This window comes from Bacillus sp. AF62, from assembly GCF_050312695.1.
In the GTDB taxonomy this organism is placed as follows: domain Bacteria; phylum Bacillota; class Bacilli; order Bacillales; family Bacillaceae_G; genus Bacillus_A; species Bacillus_A cereus.
On the sequence record NZ_JBNPJZ010000082.1, the window covers coordinates 113,308 to 133,399 of the forward strand.

Below are 20,092 nucleotides of genomic sequence, written 5' to 3' on the forward strand. Positions count from 1 at the left end.
TGAAAGGCAGCTTATTTTCCGCTGCCAAACCATTTCTTCACTAATTTATCCATTTCTCCATTTTCTTGCATTTTTTTAATTACTTTATTAAATTCAGCTGTTTTATCACTGTTTTTCGGAAGGGCAATTGCTGCTCCAACTTCTTCTGGCGCTTCTTTAATTTCAATTCCTTGTAAATCTTTCATTTTCTCTAAATAATTTTTAGCAACTGTGTCTTCTATAATTGCAGCGTCAAAACGACCAGCTTTAATTTCTTGTACGATTTCTGGTATACGGTCACGTCCCTCAACTTGGAAATCTACTTGTTTTTTAAATTCTGCCGCTTTCTCTTCTTGAATAGATCCTGTTTGTACCCCTACTTTTTTCCCTTTTAAATCCTCTACAGATTTAATGTTAGAATCCTTTTTAGAAACAACCATATTTTTCGCAACAAAATAAATATCTGTAAAATCAACATTATTTTTACGCTCTGCAGTTGGCGTCATGCCTGCCATTACGAAATCAACTTTTCCTGAACTAAGAGATGCTAATAAACCACCAAAATCCATATCTTTCACTTTCACTTCATACCCAAGTTCTTTTCCGATATATTTAGCAACATCAACATCAAAACCAATAATTTCATCACTTTTTGAAGCTTCCACGTATTCATATGGTTTATAATCTGCTGAAGTCCCCATTACGAGTACTTTCTTATTTCCTTTTGTTTCTTTCGATTCCCCATTACTACAAGCGCTGAATATACTTACAATTAAAATAAGTGCAAACGATATTGATACTAACTTCTTCATCTTTCTTCCCCCTAATGATGTATATTTAAAAGTTTAATAGAATATTTATTCGATGTTTGTATTGTATCAGCACTTTTATTTTTATGCAATATATAAAATAAAAATAAATAATAAAACAATATAAACGCTATTTGTTATGTATAAAATGATGCATAAAACAACATAACTATGCATATCTCTGAAATTTTAATAATAAATAAAAAAGGCGGCACATCCACTTGATTGTGGATGTGCCGCCTTTTCTCTTATTTTTTATAGTTCTTCACAATTCTCTTCAAAATATGATTGTAGTTTCGCAATAACTTGCATCGGTTCATGACCTTCAATTTCATGACGCTCTACCATCGTTACAATTTTTCCATCTTTTAATAAAGCAAATGATGGAGAAGAAGGTGGGTACCCTTCGAAATATTCACGCGCTCTTGCTGTCGCTTCTTTATCTTGACCTGCAAACACCGTTACAAGGTGGTTAGGACGTTTATCATAATGTACGGAATGCGCAGCAGCAGGACGAGCAATACCACCTGCACAACCACATACAGAGTTTACCATTACAAGTGTTGTTCCATTTCTTTTAAACGCTTCTTCTACCGCTTCTGGCGTCGTCAATTCTGTATATCCAGCAGAGACAATCTCTTCACGCGCTTGGCGGACAACATCATTCATAAAAAAGTTAAAATTAATCACTCTTTTCCCTCCTCTAAAACTACCTATTTGTATCTTACCAGTTAATGTTTATGAAATACAAGTAAGTTTACTTGTATTTAAGTATAGAAAAGGTGTTAGAGCAATTGCTCTAACACCTTTTCTTTAATGACCACGATGTTTTTGCTTTGCTTTTTGTACTTTAATTAAACGTCTTCTTTCTTTTTCAGCTTCTCGCTTCTCCTTAGACTGCACTTTCTTTTCTTGTTTATGCAATTCATAAGATAAACTAATCGCCTCTTGCGCCTTAGTAAAACGTTTAACATTTGTTTCTTTTGCTGCTTGTCGTATGATACGCTTTATGTTTTTAGGACGCTGTTTTTCTTTAACTTCTACACCACATTTTGCAAAATGCTGAAAATGCTCTAAAAGTGAACCATTCACAAACATAAGCACTTCTTCATCTGACGGTTCCGCTCCAAAAATATACCTCGCTCCATACAATTTCCCTTGTTCTTTGCATGTAATAATTCCAACAAAAAATTGGCCATCGTGATATACTGTCAAATCCATTGACAGCCCCTCCTTTAAAAGATTAGAAATACGGGACATCCCGGAGGGGAAGGTTACTGACATGAAATCATGCGTCTGGACTACCAACCAGAACTGTGTTTTTGTATTTCTTTCACTATTATTATATCTTTTTTTCCATAATCTTCATATATTCAGCAATCATTTTTTTATGCGATCCTACAATATAGTCAGGTAGTTCTGTTACTGAAAAGAATTTAAGCTGAACTGCTTCTTCTTTATTCATAACAAAATCCCCTTCGTATTCATCCGTATAATAGGCGGTTGTTACAGATTGAAATTCATCACCGTTTGCTAATTTTGTAAAGTAGTTCGCTCCAGAAAATACATTGATTAGTCGCAAGTTCTTCACTTTTATTCCTGTCTCTTCATATACTTCACGATAAGCTGTTTCTTCTGGTGATTCACTAAGCTCCATTAGCCCGCCAGGTAGCCCCCATTTTCCGTACGGCTCTGTCCGCTGCTGCAATAAAACATATCCATTTTCATTTATAACGAGTACAACAGCACCAACTAAAATTAAAGGGCGATGACCAACTATTTTTCGTAATTCTTCTACATATCCCACCGTATCGCCTCCTTTTTCGTTGTCCACACTATTGTATCATATGTACGAAACGACAAAATGCGTATATTTTTCATTTTTTTAACAAAATATTTATTTTATGTGATTCATCTACTGTAGCTAACATAATGGATTCGACTTCTGTACTCTCCTCTAGAAATTCTCTCGCCCACGCTTCTGTTTTTCCTAATAATGCAAGAACATCTTTCTGAATCCTCCCATCCTTTACTAATACAAAAGAAACTGGAGATTTTCTTCCCGCCACTTTAAGATCAAGCCGCGAAACTGCTTCATATTCTGGATACCGAAATATAGAAACGACACCGTTCGCTTCCCATAATGCTAATTTAATCGTTTGAATATCGCTCACATTTCGCATGCGAAGTTCCGAAAACAAATATTCCACGGTAATTCTCGCCTTTTTCAAATTGCTAAAATCAATGGAACCATTATGTATAAGAATGATAGGTGCTGGCTCTAAAAAGCGTCTCCATCTATCCCATTTCAGCATTAAAACTGAGCTTATAATATGAAGTACAACGAGTATGAACGTTGTAATCATCGAGCCCAGTAACCCTACTTTTTCATCAGACAATGCGTTAGAAATATTCCCACCAAGCAATAACACTAATACAACATCTAAAAAACGAAGTTGTGCGATAGACCTTTGCCCCATTGCTTTCGCAACTAATATTAAAAATATGTATGCTATAATAGCCCGAATAACCCATTCACTATTAGAAAGATGCCGTGCTCCTTCAAAAATATGCATATGCATCACTTTGCACTCCTTACCCGTCTCAAACTGCTATCCTGTTTTAGTTTGCAACGTTTATGAGCATATATGTAAAAAAAGCTGGTTCGTTTAAAAACGAACCAGCTTTTTTTACTTAACTGAAAACATATATTTTTTATAAGTTTTCCGTACCGATAGTATGAGCCCCATCATAATCATATTCGAGAATAAGGAACTTCCCCCATACGATAAGAAAGGTAATGCAATACCTTTTACAGGCATTAATCCAACGATCATACCGATGTTTTGGAATATTTGAACTGTTAATATACCGATCGATCCAGCGCATAATAATGTACCAAATAAATTATCAGCGGAATAACCAATAATAATTGTTCGATATAGTAGTAATAGGAACAAGAAGACAACTAACGCTGCTACGATAAATCCACCTTCTTCGGCAATTGTAGCGAAAATAAAGTCAGTATGCTTCTCTGGGATATAGACGCTTCCTCCCCCAAACCCTTTACCTTCCATTCCTCCACTACCTACAGCTAAAATCGATTGTTGCGTTTGATAACCTTGATCTGCATTTTCAAATGGATTTAACCAACCTACAATACGCGACTGTTGGTGAGGTTTTAGTAAAGTAACTAAATTATTATAGAAAAAATCTTGATACTTAAAGAAAATAAATATTAAAGCAGATAATATGGTCAACGGAATAACTGTACATAATGCTATCAATTTCTTTTGAATACCTGACATAAATAAAATACATGCAATAGCAGCAGCATATAAGAACACCATACCTGTATCAGGTTGACTATATACAACCGCCATAGGTGGAAGTGACACTAGCATAATTTTACCTACTAGCTTTAAATCTGTTTGGAATGTCCTTGCCATATACTGTGCATTATGTTTTACTGCTATACTCGCTACTACAAGTAGCAATGCAATTTTGAAAAACTCAGACGGCTGAATTTGTCCAAATACTGGGAAAACAAACCATCTTTTTGCACCTAATTTTTCAGGTGTAAAACCTGATGGTGGTAATACTTTCAAAAGAATAAGTGAAGCAAACCCAGCAATATAAAGCGGCCAAGATAATTTTTGTAACTGATCTAAATCAATGCTTGCAACAAGAAGTAACAATACAACCCCAATTATGTAGTTAACACCTTGTTTCATAGCAAAGTTTGCAGCTCCATACTGTCCCGTTTGCTGACTGCTATATATAGCAGCTATACTCGTCACACATAGTGCACACAAAATTAAAATTAATTTTACATCTAAACTTTTTAGAAACTCGGTACTTCTTTTCATGACATCCTCCTGAAACATTGTTACGGCAAAAATAAAAAACCAGGAGTCAACATTCTTCATGTTTTGACGACTGATTACACATTATCTATAAAACACTTATATAGAATAACTCTCTTTTTCATACAATACAATATATTATACTACAGTTTCATCAGTAAGATTTGCCAAAAAAATTATTCTTTTCTTATTTTATATCCATATACCATATATCAGCAATGTATTTTCGTAAATTCCTAATACATAATCGTTTATTGTAAGATTACTGGGAAAGGTATTTATACATATAGTAGGATGTAGATGAAGAAATAAGATAATAAAAAGCTCGCATAAGCGAGCTTTTTATTAATATACAGATGTATTATTTTCTGACATGTTTTCCAAAATTTCTTTAACACGTCCTAAGAATTTACCACAAATTAAACCATCAAGTACTCGGTGATCAAGTGATAAACATAAGTTAACCATGTCACGAGCACCGAACATACCGTTATCCATAATTACTGGGCGCTTTACAATTGATTCAACTTGTAAAATAGCCGCTTGTGGGTAATTAATAATACCCATAGATTGAACAGAACCGAATGATCCTGTGTTATTAATTGTAAATGTTCCACCTTGCATTTCGTCTGCTTTTAACGATTTCGTACGTACTTTTCCTGCAAGTTCTGTAATTTCACGAGCGATACCTTTAATTGTTTTCTCGTCCGCTTGCTTAATTACTGGTACAAATAGTTCTTCCTCTGTTGCAACAGCGATAGAAAGGTTAATATCTTTCTTCTGAACAATTTTATCGCCAGCCCACATTGAATTGATTTGAGGATACTCTTTTAACGCTTGTGCTACTGCTTTTACGAAGAAAGCAAAGAACGTTAAGTTAAAGCCTTCACGCTTCTTAAAGTCACCTTTGATTGAGTTACGGTATGACACAAGGTTTGTCACATCTACTTCAATCATCATCCAAGCATGTGGTGCTTCATGTTTACTACGTAACATGTTTGCTGCGATTGCTTTACGCACACCTGTGACTGGAATTTCGATATCTCCAGGCATTGTAGGTACAGAAACTGGTTTCGCAGCTTCTACTTTTTGCGCTACTGGTGCTGCTTTTGGTGCTTCTGGGCGAGCTTCTACTACCGCCGCTACAGCTTCCTCTTTCTTCGCCGCACCTGCTTGCGGAATATTTCCAGATTCCACTAGCTTTAAAATATCTTTACGAGTGATACGGCCGTTTGCTCCCGTACCCTCTACTAGATCTAAATCAACGTTATGCTCACCCGCAAGTTTTAACACAGCTGGTGAAAAACGTGGTTTTCCATCAGTTGGTTGTTTTACTTTCGGTGCTTTTCCAGGCGTAATTGCTGCTGCCTTTGGTTCTTCTTTCGTTTTTTCCTCAACAGCTGTTGCTGCTACTTCGTCTGCGCCTTCTACTTGAATCACACAAACTACTTCACCTACAGCTAACGTATCACCTTCACCAGCGATTAACTCTTTCACAATACCAGTGAAAGAAGATGGTACTTCAGCATTTACTTTATCAGTCATTACTTCTGCAAGCGGATCATACTTGTTTACGTGATCGCCAACATTAACGAGCCATTTACTAATTGTGCCCTCTGTAACGCTCTCCCCGAGCTGAGGCATTGTAATATTTTCTACAGCCATGTATAGTCCCCCCGATTAAAATTCCGCAAGTTCACGCATTGCTTTTTCAACTTTATCTGGATTTACCATAAAGAATTTTTCCATTGTTGGTGCATATGGCATTGCTGGAACGTCTGGACCTGCAAGACGTGCGATTGGCGCATCTAAATCAAATAGACAGTTTTCAGCAATAATTGCTGCCACTTCACTCATAATGCTTCCTTCTTTATTGTCTTCTGTTACAAGAAGAACTTTACCTGTTTTAGAAGCTGCTTCAATGATTGCTTCTTTATCTAATGGATATACAGTACGTAAATCAAGAATGTGTGCAGAGATGCCATCTTGTGCTAACTTTTCAGCTGCTTGAAGAGCAAAATGAACACATAATCCGTACGTGATAACTGTAATATCATCACCTTCACGTTTTACATCTGCTTTTCCGATTGGTAATACGTAGTCATCCTCCGGCACTTCACCTTTAATTAAACGATATGCACGTTTATGTTCGAAGAATAATACTGGATCTTCATCACGAATGGCTGCTTTTAATAAGCCTTTTGCATCATATGGTGTAGAAGGGATAACGATTTTTAAACCTGGCTGGTTTGCAAACATCGCTTCTACAGATTGTGAATGATACAATGCACCGTGAACACCCCCACCAAATGGTGCACGGATTGTAACTGGACAAGTCCAATCATTATTAGAACGATAACGAATTTTTGCTGCCTCAGAAACAATTTGGTTTATTGCTGGCATGATGAAATCAGCAAACTGCATTTCAGCGATTGGACGCATACCATACATTGCTGCACCAATTGCTACCCCAGCAATTGCAGATTCTGCAAGCGGTGCATCAAGCGCACGATCTTCACCAAATTGATCATACAAACCGTGTGTCGCTTTAAACACGCCACCTTTTTTACCAACATCTTCTCCTAAAACGAATACTTTCTCATCGCGTTCCATTTCTTCGCGCATTGCTAATGTAATAGCATCAATATAAGACATTACAGCCATGAAACGTTCCCCCCTATTCTGCGTATACGTGCTTCAATGCATCTTCAGGTGCTGCATACGGAGCATTTTCTGCATATTCTGTTGCTTCATTTACGATATGCATAATTTCGTCTAACATTTGTTTTTCCGATTCCTCAGTTAACACACCAGCTTCTTTTAAATAAGCCGCGAATGTTATAATTGAATCTTTTTTCTTTGCTTCTTCTACTTCTTCTTTATCACGATAAACACGATCATCATCGTCACTAGAATGTGCTGTTAAACGATATGATACTGTTTCAATTAAAGTTGGGCCTTCACCACGACGACCGCGATCTGCTGCTTCTTTTACAGCTTTATATACTGCAAGCGGATCGTTTCCGTCTATTGTATATCCAGGCATACCATAACCAATTGCACGATCTGATACGTTTTTACATGCTAATTGTTTTTCAACCGGAATAGAGATTGCATATTTGTTATTTTCACACATAAAAATAACAGGTAGTTTGTGTACACCAGCAAAGTTTGCCCCTTCATGGAAGTCACCTTGGTTTGAAGAACCTTCTCCAAATGTAACGAACGTTACTAAATCTTTCTTCTCCATTTTTCCAGCTAGTGCAATACCAACTGCATGTGGTACTTGCGTTGTTACTGGAGATGAACCTGTAACAATACGATTTTTCTTTTGACCGAAGTGACCAGGCATTTGACGACCACCAGAGTTTGGATCTCCAGCTTTTGCGAAAGCAGACAACATAAGCTCTTTAGCTGTCATACCAAATGCTAGTACAACACCCATATCACGATAGTATGGTAATGCATAATCTTTCTCTCTATCAAGAGCGAACGCCGCTCCAACTTGTGCAGCCTCTTGTCCTTGACAAGAAATTACGAATGGAATTTTACCAGCGCGGTTTAATAACCACATACGTTCGTCGATTTTACGTGCAAGTAACATCGTACGGAACATTTCTAATACTTGCTCATCACTTAAACCAAGCTCTTCATGGCGCTTTTCTTTTACTTCTGCCATTTTTCATAACCTCCTAAATCCACATTTTTATGCGTGTAACGCTCTTCCATCTACAGCAAGTGCTGCTTCACCAATCGCCTCAGATAATGATGGATGCGGATGAATTGTATGTGCTACTTCCCAAGGTGTTGCATCAAGTACTCTTGCAAGACCAGCTTCAGAAATCATATCTGTTACATGTGGTCCAATCATATGAACACCAAGAATGTCATTTGTCTCTTCATCAACTACAAGTTTTACGAAACCATCTGATTCTCCGTATACAAGTGCTTTTCCGATTGCGCGGAATGAGAACTTACCTACTTTTAACTTATAGCCTTTTTCTTTCGCTTCTTGTTCTGTTAAGCCAACAGAAGCAACTTCTGGACTGCTATATACGCATTTTGATACCATAGAGTAATCAATTGGTGTAACTTCTTTCCCTGCAATATGTTCTACTGCAGTAATTCCTTCATGAGAAGCAACGTGAGCAAGTTGCAGGCCACCAATTACATCTCCAATTGCGTAAATATGCGATTCTTTCGTTTGATAAAACTCATTTGTTTGAATGTATCCTTTTTCCACAACGATATCTGTGTTCTCTAAGCCAATATTTTGCGTATTCGCTTGTCTTCCTACAGATACAAGCATTTTTTCTGCTTTAAATTCTTTATTTTCGCCGTTGTGTTCAGCTTGGATTGTTACTCCATTATCTTTTACCAATGTTTCTGGTAATACTTTTGCACCAGTTACCACTTTAATACCTTTTTTCTTGAATAGACGTTGCATTTCTTTTGAAACGTCTTGATCTTCTAGTGGTAATATCGTTTTTGCATACTCTAATACTGTAACTTCTACACCGAAGTCAGCAAGCATAGATGCCCACTCAATACCGATTACACCGCCACCAACGATAATAATCGAACTAGGAAGCGTTTCCATTTTTAGGGCATGATCCGAAGACATTACGTATTCTCCATCTAATTCTAAACCTGGTAATGAATTTGGACGAGAACCTGTTGCAACAAGTACATTTTTTGGAATTAACATTTCATTCTCTTCTCCACTTGCAAGTTCAACTGAAATTGTCCCTGGCATAGGAGAGAAAATAGACGGGCCAAGAATACGACCAATACCTTCAAACACATCAATTTTACCTTGTTTCATTAAATGTTGAACGCCTTTATGAAGCTGCGTTACAATCTTCTCTTTACGCTCTTGTACTTTCGCAAAGTTTAGTTCTACATTGCTTGCAATAACTCCGAACTCTTCGCTTTTTTTAGCAGTTGCATATACTTCCGCACTACGTAAAAGAGCTTTACTAGGAATACATCCTTTGTGTAAACAAGTACCACCAAGATTTTCTTTTTCGACTAGTGCTGTTTTTAACCCTAATTGTGATGCACGAATTGCAGCAACATATCCACCAGTACCGCCGCCAACGATGACTAAATCATATTCTTTTGCCATTATCTCAACCCCTAGCTACCGTTTCTTTTTCACGTACAACGTATTCTTTTGGAGCTTCTTCTTCACGTAATACACGAAGTGCTCCTTCTGCTAACGCTTCTAACTCATCTTCGCCTGGATGTACGATAACATCTGCAATCCAGTCCACTCGCTCTTTTATTTCATCGACAAGAATTTTACTGTATGCCAGTCCACCAGTTAATACGATTGCATCGATTTTCCCGTGAAGTACAGCGCTAGCTCCGCCAATCTCTTTTGCAACTTGATATGCCATTGCTTTATAAATAAGAGTTGCTTCAGGATCACCTTTTTCAACCATTTGCTCTACTTTAATCGCATCATTTGTACCGATTAAACTTACAAGTCCACCTTGTCCGACAAGTTTTTTAATCATTTCATCACGGTAATACTCACCAGAGAAACACATTTCTACTAGTTGCCCTACTGGTACTGTACCAGCGCGCTCTGGACTAAATGGTCCTTCTCCGTTTAAACCGTTATTCACATCGATTACTCTTCCTTTTTTATGAGCACCAACTGTAATACCGCCACCCATATGTGTAACTAATAAATTTAAATCCTCGTATTTGTGATTTAACTGTTCAGCTACTTTACGAGCAACTGCTTTTTGATTTAATGCATGGAAGATACTTTTGCGTTCCATACCAGCAATACCACTTATACGAGCAACCGGCTCCATCTCATCTACAACGACAGGATCCACAATGAATGCAGGAATGTTTAATCCAGAAGCAATTTCATATGCTAAAATGCCTCCAAGGTTTGAAGCGTGATGACCGCTAAAGCCATTTTTCAAATCTTCTAACATCGCATCGTTTACTGTATACGTACCGCCTTCGATTGGACGAAGTAATCCACCACGCCCACAAACAGCGTTTAATTTTGAAATGTTAATACCATGAGAATGTAGAACTTCTAAAATCGTTTCTTTTCGAAACTCATATTGGTCGATAATTCTCTTATATTTTCCAATCTGTTCTACGTCATGACGAATCGTTTCTTCTAGAACGGGTCTTTCATTATCAAAAACACCAATTTTTGTGGATGTACTACCTGGGTTAATAACAAGAATTCGATTTACAGACAATGTTGCTACCTCCACTAATAAATTCAAAAGGAAGCGGAAACCTCATAAGAGGTAACCACACCTTTTGTAAAAGTTATATATGAATGATTAGCGACGGCTAATAATATCGTGACCGTTGCGTAAGTAAGTGCTACGAGAATTTTTCAAGCTTGCAATGCGCTCTTCAGCTAGACGATCTGCCGCTACATAAGTTGCTATGCCATCGCGTTTTGAAATTTCGATTACTTTTGCAATCGTGTCATAAATAGACTCAACACGTTTTAGTGCACGTTCTCTATTGTATCCATATAATTCGTCTGCTACGTTAATTACGCCACCTGCATTAATTACATAATCTGGTGCGTATACAATACCCATTTCATGAATGATGTCACCGTGACGATCTTCTTTTAATTGGTTATTTGCAGAACCTGCGATTACTTTTGCTTTAAGTTGTGGAATAGTTTCATCATTAACTGTTGCGCCTAATGCACATGGTGCGTAAATATCGCATTCCACACCGTAAATTTCATTTGGTTCAACTGCTGATGCACCGAATTCTTCTACAGCACGTTGTACAGCTTCTTTATTAATATCTGTAACGATTAATTTTGCTCCTTCAGCGTGTAAATGTTTGCATAGATGATATGCTACGTTACCAACGCCTTGAACAGCAATTACTTTTCCTTCTAAATTGTCAGTACCGAAAGCTTCTTTTGCAGCTGCTTTCATACCACGATAAACACCGTATGCAGTTACTGGAGATGGGTTACCAGAAGAACCGAATGATGGTGAGATACCTGTTACAAAGTCAGTTTCTTCGTGGATAATATCCATATCATCTACTGTTGTACCAACATCTTCAGCTGTAATGTATCGTCCGTTTAGTCCTTGGATATAACGTCCTAGTGCACGGAACATTGCTTCGCTCTTATCTTTACGAGGATCACCGATAATTACTGTTTTCGCACCACCTAAGTTTAAACCAGCTGCTGCGTTTTTGTATGTCATCCCTTTTGCAAGACGCAATGCATCTTCAATCGCCGCTTCTTCAGAATCATATGTCCACATTCTTGTTCCTCCAAGAGCCGGTCCAAGTGTTGTATCATGAATTGCAATAATTGCTTTTAAACCAGATTCTTTATCTTGACAAAATACCACTTGCTCATAATCATATTTTTCTAAGTATTCGAAGATTTCTAATGTCATTGTCGTTTCCCCCTAATGTTTTACCCTTTTTGGTTTATTTTGAAGCAGTCGCAACTGCCAATGCTAATGAATATACTTTTGTTTCTGCTGAATCAGCACGAGATGTTAAAACAATCGGTGCTTTTGCGCCAGCAATCATTGCTCCTACTTTTGCATCCGCAAAGTATACGAGTGATTTATATAGCACATTTCCAGCTTCAATCGTTGGGACGAGTAAAATATCTGCCTTACCTGCTACATCACTTACTATGCCTTTATGCTCTGCTGCAATTTGTGATACTGCATTATCTAAAGCAAGTGGTCCATCAACGATACAATCTTTAATTTGTCCGCGGCGATTCATTTGTGTTAACATCGCTGCATCAATTGTCGCCTGCATCGCTGGATTCACAACTTCTACTGCTGCAATTGGTGCCACTTTTGGCAAGTCGATTCCTATTGCCCGGGCAACTTCTACAGTATTTTGTATAATAGCAGCTTTTTGTGTTACATCAGGTGCGATGTTCATCGCTGCATCTGTAACGAAAATAAGACGATCATAATTTGGAACTTCAAATGCTGCTACATGTGAAAGTACGCTACCTTTACGTAGGCCCCACTCTTTGTTTAACACAGCCTTCAAAATATTCGCTGTTGGGATGTTACCCTTCATAAGCACGTCTGCCTCACCATTTCTCACAGCTTTAACAGAAAGTTCTGCAGCCTCTGCATTAGACATTGCTGCAATCACTTCAACATGTTCTGAAGTTTGTAAACCATGTTCTTGTAGCATCCCCATTATTTTTTCTTGATTTCCATATAGACGAAATTGAGCTAGCTGTAATTTAATTGCTTTCGCTACAGCTTCAATTACTTCATGATCTTCAGCTACTGCTACAGCTACAGTTTTTTTAGGCTTTCCCGCTGCTTGATCAATTAAGTATTCTAACTTCATATTTTGTAATCAACCCTTTCCGTCGTCCCTCGTCTATTTATAAAGCAAATACCGTGCCAACTTTTAAAAGTGGTCTTACCAATAATGAAAACGCATTCAAAATGCAGTAAAATCAATACTTTGGAAAATAACGAAAGATTCTGTCTTATTTTGTCGCTTTTTGTATACCATGCAATAAATTGCACGGTGCGCAATTTATTGCATGCTATTTTTTGCATGGTCATACTTTTCTAGCTTATAATATAAATTTCGAACGGAAATTCCTAACACTTTTGCAGTTTGTGTTTTATTCCCATCAAATCTCTCCAAATATTCATGAATAATATTCCCTTCAAACTCTGTTACTAAATGTTCAAGTGGCTTTTCTTCTAATTCAGGTAATAAATGTGATTGCTTTGACTCCACCTGCTCTTCATTATGTAATGGTGGTAAATGTTGCACATCAATATAGATCTCGTTATAATTCATAAAAATAATCGCTCGTCCTAAAATATTTTCAAGTTCTCTCACATTTCCTGGCCATTCGTATGATTGTAAATATAAAATAGCTGAATCAGTGAGCCCTTCTACATTACGACCATAATCTTGATTAATTTTTTGAATCAACCTGTCCGCAATTTTCGGTATATCTCCTTTACGTTGACGAAGAGATGGAATTTGAATTGGAATTTTATTTAATCGATAATATAAATCCTCCCTAAACTTCCCTTCTAGAATAGCCTTTTCTAAATTCACATGTGTCGCTGCAATTACTCGAACATTAATGGGTATCGCTTTCGTCCCACCAACTTTTACAATTTCTTTTTCCTGCAATACACGAAGGAGTTTCGCTTGTGTATTTGCAGATAACTCCCCTATTTCATCTAAAAAAATACTACCGTTATTCGCTTCCTCAAAGAACCCACGTTTCCCGCCTCTTTTCGCTCCAGAAAACGCCCCTTCCTCATAACCAAATAATTCACTTTCTAACAACGTCTCCGAAATGGCCGCACAGTTTACACGGACGAATTTATTGTATTTTCGATTACTTCCATTATGGATTGCATGTGCAAACAATTCTTTACCAGTCCCAGATTCACCGCGTAACAGTACCGTTGCTGGTGTATTCGCTCCTAGCTTCGCCTGTTCGATAGCTGCCGTTGTTTCATCTGAATTTCCGACAATATCATCAAATGAATATTTTGCTTCTAATGTGCGAATAATTTGCCTTGCTCTATTCAATTCATTTGTTAACTTTTGAATTTCCGACACGTCACGGATAACGCCAACGCTCCCTTTCAATATTCCATCCACAATAACTGGCGCTACGTTTACAATTACATCGCGCTTTTTTTGCCCAATCTTCATATGTATTCCGCGCACCGCACGACGCGTTCGAAGTACTTTCATATGCATACTTTCGCCTTCTACAATATCAGTTGTAGCAGGCTTCCCAATAATATCTTCTTCTGTTAGACCCGTTAATTTCGTATATGCCGGGTTAATGACTAAACCTCTTCCTTTTTCATCCACAACCGAAATCGCTTCTTCAGATGAGTTGATAATTGCCTCTAATAGTGTTTGAATTTCTTTTAAGTCTGTAACTTCTTCCGCTAAATCTACAACTTCTGTTATATCTTTAAAAATTGCAAATGCCCCTTGTACCTCTCCGCCTTCTTTTAATATCGGTATACGCGTTGTAATAATTTTCTTTCCATTCTCTAATGTTAGTTCATAATTTACTTCTATTTGTTTCGTACGTATAATGCGAAGTAATTTACTAGTGGGAATGACTTCTAAAATATATTTTCCTATCGCCTCTTCTTTTTTATATCCGATAATACGCTCCGCACTTTTATTAAAAAGACGAACTTGTCCCTCTCGATCAATTACGATCATGCCGTCATGCGTAGAATTTAAAATTAATTCTCCTTGTTGCGTTTGTTCCTCTAACCGCCCAATTAACCCTTCCTTCTCATGCGCTAATCCTGTAACAATTTTTGCAATATCACCTGGTATAAGAAGAGTGTCTTTTTTCTTTTTTTCCAATAAAACTTTATGTACATCATCTTCACCTGTCATATCAAATATTACATCGATATGCATAGAAAGAAATGGAGTTACACTTTCTCCAATTGCAATTCCATATTCCTTAGCAATTTGTAATCCTTTTGCCAACGGATTTATATCAATAATCCCTATAATTTGAAATATATTCGAACTATGTAACAGATTCAGCAGTGCGCTCCCGCCTTCACCTGCACCAACAATTAATACTTTTTGTTTCATATATTACACTTCCTCTCGAAGTAACTCTGCAAATTTTTTCACACCCTTATCTTACTCGTTCAGCACCCTCTTGACAAACCCCCTTTCCGTATAACATCATTAAAATATACGAAATAATCTGAAAAGGAGAGTTATGTATGCAGCGTTACGTTGCTCTACTATTAGCACTCATCCCTATTTCATTAGCTGTGTTTGGTATAAAGTTAATGAGAGATACTGTATTCGGGATTCTATTTCCACCAATCTCTATACTGTGGTTACAATTTTTAATCGGTGCTCTCTGCTTCGGGCTCGGGTTTTATATCTTCGGTGGCTTCGTCTTGCACCGAGACCGTAAACGAAATAAAGTACAAGCTCACTTTAGAAGATAGGAAGGCCCCACTATTTATAAATAAAAAAATGAGACCGTTACACGCGGTCTCATTTTTTTATTGGCAACAACGTTCTTGCCGTTTCAGGGTAATCAGTAATAATCGCCGATATATTCATATCAAAATATTTACGCATAAGCGTTTCTTCATTAATTGTATAAGGGCGAACCTCTACACCACTTTCCATCGTTAGTTCGGCAATAGCATCTTGAAGATAACGATAATTCGGATGTACTGCTGTAGCTCCCATTTTTTTTGCGTATGCCCACGGACTATGCAAACCTTCGCGATATAAAATAGCTGTTTGAATATCAGGAGCCATCATATGGCACCGTTTCATACTGTAGTGATTAAACGAAGAAAATACAACGCGATCCTCTAAACTAAATTTCCGTACAAGCGTTATAACTTCTTCCTCTAAACCTCTGTATGGAATTTTATTATTTTTAAGTTCAATATTAAGTAGCAAACTCGTTCGTTCAAGCCATTCTAATACCTCTTCTAAAAGTGGTATTTTACAAAACCCTACTTTATCACCAAATTTATAACTTGCATCTAACTTGCATAAATCCTCATATACATAATTCCGAACCGCACCTTTTCCATTTGTTGTCCGGTCCACCGTTTCATCATGAATGACGACAACTTTTCCATCTTTCGTTAATTGAACATCAAGTTCAATTCCATCCGCTCTAAAAGACTCAGCCGCTTCAAATGAAATCATTGTATTTTCTGGGTACGTTCCAGCCGCACCACGATGTGCAAATATAAGAGTCATCCTCACTCCCCCAATCTTATGCTATACTATACGAAAAAGGAGGTACTTCTATGAGACCATTACAAATTTCTCCAGATACTGCAGTCCGCTTATCAAAAGCACTAGGTGTTCCACTTGAACAACTCATGCATATGCCGCAGCACATTTTAATTCAAAAGCTAGTTGAATTAGAAAAACAAAATAAAGACGAAGAGTAATACAGTCCTGTTTTGCAGGGCTTTTTATTGCCCTCCATTATACCATGGATACTTTCCCTACTAAAATTCTTTAATAGATGTACTTCGGTGCAATTTAGCCGTTCCTTCATCATTTAATAATGAATCATATCTTTTCTTTTTTGTTACAAGTCATAAAGAAAGCAGACTATTTATTTATAAGTCCCCATTGCATCCTTAAAACACGATAATACAAAACTAGAAAGCCTTTATATTATTTTTTATTGAACGTGCGGAGCATCCCCTGATTCGTATAGTTCTTTCGCCTTTTCCTCCCCGAATGTAGTTAAAATATAATGTTGCTCTTCTAACGCATCCATTGCTCTAGTTGCTTTACAAACGCTATCTTCTTGAGCATCCGAGAAATAATTGTGATCTTCTACAATTTTACTAAAATCTTTTTTCACCCATCTATCAGCAATTGCTAAAAGCTCATTTTTCTTCGCAAAGCTACTCTTATTTATGATTTCTTTTAACTTTTTAGCATTATTTTGAACCATTGGGATAGAGCCCGATTTTCGTTCTGCCACCACTTTTTGATGAGTCATGTGATGCATCGCTATAATGACTTCGCTTTCAGTAGAATTTTCAGTAACATACACATCAACAAAGACTCCATCTACCTCTCTACCTACTATCGTTTGGTCTTCTTTTTTGTCTATTTGAGCACTCACCTCTTTATCTGCTGGATTATCGGCAAGTTCTAACATTCCAAATGTAACTGCTACAGCGAGAACTCCCATAGCTGCTACTATTCCTAACCAAGTTAAAATTTTATTTTTCATTCCCCTTCTCCCTATCTATACCTATTTAATTACCTTATAAAAAACTCACTTATATGTAATATTACTAAAAATAGGTTTTATTTTCCATGGTATGAAATAATCTCTTTTTCTCAACAAAATAAAAAGACCAACGAATCATAAAATTCATTGGTCATTGAGTGAAAAGTTTATTGGTTTTAAAATTGATATTAAGTATAGATTTCAAGAATTTGTCGGCTTAGCTAAAGAGTAAACCCTTACTATCTTTACTCTCAGCTAGCTTTATGTTCAAGTCTCAGCTTATCCGCAACCATTGCGATAAACTCAGAGTTCGTAGGTTTTGCTTTTGACATGGATACTGTATAACCGAATAAGGACGAAATAGAATCAATATTCCCACGGCTCCAAGCTACTTCAATCGCGTGACGAATTGCTCGCTCCACACGGCTTGCTGTGGTATTATATTTCTTTGCGATATCTGGATACAATACTTTCGTAATCGATCCTAATAATTCGATATCGTTGTATACCATGGAGATTGCTTCTCGTAAATACATATATCCTTTAATATGAGCGGGTACACCAATTTCATGAATGATACTCGTAATACTCGCATCTAAATTTTTCGGTTTTCCATCTACTGTTGTTGCTGATCGGAATGATGGTAGTGGACGTTTAATCATAGCATTTGCTTTACCACTCACTTGACGAATATGACTAGTTAAATTCTCCATATCAAATGGTTTTAATATGAAATATGAGGCACCTAAGTCAACTGCTTTTTTCGTCACATCTTCTTGCCCGAATGCTGTCAACATAATTACGCTAGGCTGTTTTAACCTTTCAATATGTCGCATTTTTTCCAATACAGCTAAACCATCTAAGTGTGGCATAATAATGTCTAAAACGAGTACATCAGGTTGCTTATCTGTTAATAAGTTTAAACACTCTTGACCATTATAAGCAGTACCGATTACTTCCATATCATCTTGAGCAGCTACATAGCTCTCTAACATTGATACTAGTTCTTTATTATCATCCACAAGACATACTTTAATTTTCTCCACAGCTTTTCCTCCCTTACCGAATCGATTCTCCGACATGTGTATCCTTCTAGGCTACATGAATTGTTCGACAATTGTGTGAAAATTCCCTTTTAAAGTTTCTTACTTTCCGATAAAATCACAAAAAAATATGTTTATCGCTCATTTATTCCCTTTCGCAACACATTCCATCATAGAAATACAACGAAACGTTCAACCCTTTTCTTTTATTTTACAACAAAAAACACCTCTTGCGGAGCTTTTACAAAATTTCAACGAATTTTTCAACAGAAAAAGCGAGCTAATATGTATTAGCTCGCTTTTTTCTCTTGATCATAAATATTAATTCCAGCTTGATGTAACATCCATTCAATATGAACACCATATCCTGATGTTGGATCATTTACAAATACATGTGTAACAGCACCAATTACTTTTCCATTTTGTACAATTGGGCTTCCACTCATTCCTTGTACGATACCGCCCGTTTTCGCTAATAGACGTTTATCTGTTACTTTTATTACCATACCCTTTGTAGCTGGGAATTTTTGCTGCACTGTACTAACGACTTCAATATCAAACGCTTCTACTTTATCTTGATCAATAACTGTTAATATTTTTGCCGGTCCTTCTTTTACTTGATGAGATAATGCGATAGGCATTGCTTTATCCATTATACCGTTTTTCATATTCGTATTTAATTTTCCAAAAATACCATATGGACTATTAATTGTAATATTGCCAATCACTTCACGATCTGGTGAAAATCTTGCTAATTTCTCGCCTGGATTCCCATGACTGCCTCTTTCAATTGATGTAACTGTCGAGCGCATAATTTGTCCATCTTCGACTTGAATCGGCTTTTTTGTATCATTATCAGAAATAACATGACCAAGCGCCCCGTATTTCATAGAATCCGGATGAACAAATGTCATCGTTCCAATTCCAGCTGCCGAATCACGGATATACAAGCCAATTCGATAAGACGCTTCACCATTGTCTTTTTGCGGCGTTAGCTTCGTGCGAATATATTTTCCATCTCTTAGCAATACAAGATTAAGCGGTTCACCTGTTTCTCCACTATTATGAATAAACGGTGCTACATCACTCATTCTTTCAATGGTTTTACCATTAATTTCAGTAATCATATCTCCAATTTGTACACCTGCTGTTTCACCAGGAGATATTTTACCTTTTTCAGTTTGAATTAAATGATGGCCTACAACAAGTACACCTTTTGTATTTAATTTCACACCAATTGATTGTCCACCTGGAATCACTTTAAAATCTTTTAACACTTTCACATTTACTTTTTTCACTGGAAAACCCGCAAGCTGAAATACCATATCAGCTTCACCATTTTGATGAGAATTTACCATAAGTCCTTGTTTTTGTTCATTCGAACTCACTGTAAATACATGACGATTTGTGGATGAAGCTTTGAAAACTGGTAATGATGATATTTCTGATTGTTGTCCTTCAAAAACAACAAGTTGTTTCGGTGATGAAATAAACGTTCGAAGCGGTTTAAAACATCCAATAAAAACTAAAGAAACAAGGAGACAAAGACCTATTATTTTTCGAAATTTTTCTAATTTCAACTTGTTCACTCTCCTCGCTCCTACCCCACATTCAGCCTCT

20 protein-coding genes are annotated in these 20,092 nt (G+C 36.9%); 2 read left to right on the plus strand and 18 right to left on the minus strand.

The window, feature by feature from the left end:
- Positions 1-11: 11 nt before the first annotated feature.
- From ACQRBL_RS20670 to ACQRBL_RS20735, 14 genes are all read right to left on the minus strand, one after another.
- Positions 12-791 (minus strand): transporter substrate-binding domain-containing protein, encoded by a 780-nt coding sequence (locus ACQRBL_RS20670; protein WP_000737678.1) that lies wholly within the window; start codon positions 789-791, stop codon positions 12-14.
- Positions 792-1,043: 252 nt separating this feature from the next.
- Positions 1,044-1,457: a BrxA/BrxB family bacilliredoxin gene (locus ACQRBL_RS20675; protein WP_001979317.1), complete on the minus strand. Its 414-nt coding sequence runs from the start codon at positions 1,455-1,457 to the stop codon at positions 1,044-1,046.
- A 144-nt stretch (positions 1,458-1,601) separates the two neighbouring features.
- Positions 1,602-2,009, minus strand: a complete 408-nt coding sequence (locus ACQRBL_RS20680) for a YjdF family protein (protein ID WP_000366603.1) — start codon at positions 2,007-2,009, stop codon at positions 1,602-1,604.
- Positions 2,010-2,130: 121 nt separating this feature from the next.
- Positions 2,131-2,595, minus strand: coding sequence for an NUDIX hydrolase (locus ACQRBL_RS20685; protein ID WP_000542551.1), 465 nt, complete (start codon positions 2,593-2,595; stop codon positions 2,131-2,133).
- A gap of 70 nt (positions 2,596-2,665) precedes the next feature.
- Entirely contained in the window at positions 2,666-3,370 is a 705-nt protein-coding gene (locus ACQRBL_RS20690) for a DUF421 domain-containing protein (RefSeq protein ID WP_000550963.1), read from the minus strand.
- A gap of 108 nt (positions 3,371-3,478) precedes the next feature.
- Positions 3,479-4,657: an FtsW/RodA/SpoVE family cell cycle protein gene (locus ACQRBL_RS20695; protein ID WP_000831181.1), complete on the minus strand. Its 1,179-nt coding sequence runs from the start codon at positions 4,655-4,657 to the stop codon at positions 3,479-3,481.
- A gap of 342 nt (positions 4,658-4,999) precedes the next feature.
- Complete coding sequence (locus ACQRBL_RS20700) at positions 5,000-6,319, minus strand: dihydrolipoamide acetyltransferase family protein (protein WP_023522987.1); 1,320 nt, start codon at positions 6,317-6,319, stop codon at positions 5,000-5,002.
- 15 nt (positions 6,320-6,334) lie between these two features.
- On the minus strand, positions 6,335-7,318 hold the full coding sequence (gene bfmBAB / locus ACQRBL_RS20705; protein ID WP_411995618.1) for a 3-methyl-2-oxobutanoate dehydrogenase subunit beta: 984 nt from the start codon (positions 7,316-7,318) through the stop codon (positions 6,335-6,337).
- A 13-nt stretch (positions 7,319-7,331) separates the two neighbouring features.
- A complete protein-coding gene (gene bfmBAA, locus ACQRBL_RS20710; protein WP_000852551.1) occupies positions 7,332-8,333 on the minus strand; it encodes a 3-methyl-2-oxobutanoate dehydrogenase subunit alpha in 1,002 nt (333 codons plus the stop codon).
- 27 nt (positions 8,334-8,360) lie between these two features.
- A complete protein-coding gene (gene lpdA, locus ACQRBL_RS20715; RefSeq protein WP_411995619.1) occupies positions 8,361-9,782 on the minus strand; it encodes a dihydrolipoyl dehydrogenase in 1,422 nt (473 codons plus the stop codon).
- 4 nt (positions 9,783-9,786) lie between these two features.
- A complete protein-coding gene (gene buk, locus ACQRBL_RS20720) occupies positions 9,787-10,890 on the minus strand; it encodes a butyrate kinase (RefSeq protein ID WP_000115781.1) in 1,104 nt (367 codons plus the stop codon).
- A gap of 87 nt (positions 10,891-10,977) precedes the next feature.
- A complete protein-coding gene (locus tag ACQRBL_RS20725; RefSeq protein WP_000171355.1) occupies positions 10,978-12,078 on the minus strand; it encodes a leucine dehydrogenase in 1,101 nt (366 codons plus the stop codon).
- A 34-nt stretch (positions 12,079-12,112) separates the two neighbouring features.
- Positions 12,113-13,012 carry a phosphate butyryltransferase gene (gene yqiS / locus ACQRBL_RS20730; protein ID WP_023522989.1) on the minus strand — a complete coding sequence of 300 codons (900 nt, stop codon included), beginning with the start codon at positions 13,010-13,012 and terminating at the stop codon, positions 12,113-12,115.
- Between the two features lie 195 nt (positions 13,013-13,207).
- Complete coding sequence (locus tag ACQRBL_RS20735) at positions 13,208-15,280, minus strand: sigma 54-interacting transcriptional regulator (RefSeq protein WP_411995620.1); 2,073 nt, start codon at positions 15,278-15,280, stop codon at positions 13,208-13,210.
- 137 nt (positions 15,281-15,417) lie between these two features.
- Here ACQRBL_RS20735 and ACQRBL_RS20740 point away from each other — a divergent pair, with 137 nt between their 5' ends.
- Positions 15,418-15,651 (plus strand): DUF2627 domain-containing protein, encoded by a 234-nt coding sequence (locus ACQRBL_RS20740; protein ID WP_411995621.1) that lies wholly within the window; start codon positions 15,418-15,420, stop codon positions 15,649-15,651.
- Positions 15,652-15,700: 49 nt separating this feature from the next.
- Here ACQRBL_RS20740 and ACQRBL_RS20745 read toward each other — a convergent pair whose 3' ends face one another.
- Positions 15,701-16,429: a glycerophosphodiester phosphodiesterase gene (locus ACQRBL_RS20745; RefSeq protein ID WP_000172589.1), complete on the minus strand. Its 729-nt coding sequence runs from the start codon at positions 16,427-16,429 to the stop codon at positions 15,701-15,703.
- 50 nt (positions 16,430-16,479) lie between these two features.
- On the opposite strand from ACQRBL_RS20745, the gene ACQRBL_RS20750 reads away from it, so the two are divergent.
- Positions 16,480-16,626 (plus strand): YycC family protein, encoded by a 147-nt coding sequence (locus ACQRBL_RS20750; protein WP_001247671.1) that lies wholly within the window; start codon positions 16,480-16,482, stop codon positions 16,624-16,626.
- A gap of 239 nt (positions 16,627-16,865) precedes the next feature.
- Here ACQRBL_RS20750 and ACQRBL_RS20755 read toward each other — a convergent pair whose 3' ends face one another.
- The 3 genes from ACQRBL_RS20755 to spoIVB form a co-directional block, all read right to left on the minus strand.
- A complete protein-coding gene (locus ACQRBL_RS20755; RefSeq protein ID WP_000790987.1) occupies positions 16,866-17,429 on the minus strand; it encodes a PRK06770 family protein in 564 nt (187 codons plus the stop codon).
- A 251-nt stretch (positions 17,430-17,680) separates the two neighbouring features.
- Entirely contained in the window at positions 17,681-18,475 is a 795-nt protein-coding gene (gene spo0A, locus ACQRBL_RS20760) for a sporulation transcription factor Spo0A (RefSeq protein ID WP_011110369.1), read from the minus strand.
- Positions 18,476-18,762: 287 nt separating this feature from the next.
- On the minus strand, positions 18,763-20,061 hold the full coding sequence (gene spoIVB, locus ACQRBL_RS20765; RefSeq protein WP_063548618.1) for a SpoIVB peptidase: 1,299 nt from the start codon (positions 20,059-20,061) through the stop codon (positions 18,763-18,765).
- Positions 20,062-20,092 lie beyond the last annotated feature (31 nt).

Coding starts and splice junctions, on each gene's coding strand:
- ACQRBL_RS20675 (WP_001979317.1), bottom strand. CDS start 1,457: ATGAATGATGTTGTCCGCCAAGCGCGTGAAGAGATTGTCTCTGCTGGA.
- bfmBAA (WP_000852551.1), bottom strand. CDS start 8,333: ATGGCAGAAGTAAAAGAAAAGCGCCATGAAGAGCTTGGTTTAAGTGAT.
- ACQRBL_RS20725 (WP_000171355.1), bottom strand. CDS start 12,078: ATGACATTAGAAATCTTCGAATACTTAGAAAAATATGATTATGAGCAA.
- ACQRBL_RS20670 (WP_000737678.1), bottom strand. CDS start 791: ATGAAGAAGTTAGTATCAATATCGTTTGCACTTATTTTAATTGTAAGT.
- ACQRBL_RS20695 (WP_000831181.1), bottom strand. CDS start 4,657: ATGAAAAGAAGTACCGAGTTTCTAAAAAGTTTAGATGTAAAATTAATT.
- ACQRBL_RS20680 (WP_000366603.1), bottom strand. CDS start 2,009: ATGGATTTGACAGTATATCACGATGGCCAATTTTTTGTTGGAATTATT.
- ACQRBL_RS20750 (WP_001247671.1), top strand. CDS start 16,480: ATGAGACCATTACAAATTTCTCCAGATACTGCAGTCCGCTTATCAAAA.
- lpdA (WP_411995619.1), bottom strand. CDS start 9,782: ATGGCAAAAGAATATGATTTAGTCATCGTTGGCGGCGGTACTGGTGGA.
- ACQRBL_RS20700 (WP_023522987.1), bottom strand. CDS start 6,319: ATGGCTGTAGAAAATATTACAATGCCTCAGCTCGGGGAGAGCGTTACA.
- bfmBAB (WP_411995618.1), bottom strand. CDS start 7,318: ATGGCTGTAATGTCTTATATTGATGCTATTACATTAGCAATGCGCGAA.
- ACQRBL_RS20735 (WP_411995620.1), bottom strand. CDS start 15,280: ATGAAACAAAAAGTATTAATTGTTGGTGCAGGTGAAGGCGGGAGCGCA.
- yqiS (WP_023522989.1), bottom strand. CDS start 13,012: ATGAAGTTAGAATACTTAATTGATCAAGCAGCGGGAAAGCCTAAAAAA.
- ACQRBL_RS20690 (WP_000550963.1), bottom strand. CDS start 3,370: ATGCATATGCATATTTTTGAAGGAGCACGGCATCTTTCTAATAGTGAA.
- ACQRBL_RS20755 (WP_000790987.1), bottom strand. CDS start 17,429: ATGAAAAATAAAATTTTAACTTGGTTAGGAATAGTAGCAGCTATGGGA.
- ACQRBL_RS20740 (WP_411995621.1), top strand. CDS start 15,418: ATGCAGCGTTACGTTGCTCTACTATTAGCACTCATCCCTATTTCATTA.
- ACQRBL_RS20745 (WP_000172589.1), bottom strand. CDS start 16,429: ATGACTCTTATATTTGCACATCGTGGTGCGGCTGGAACGTACCCAGAA.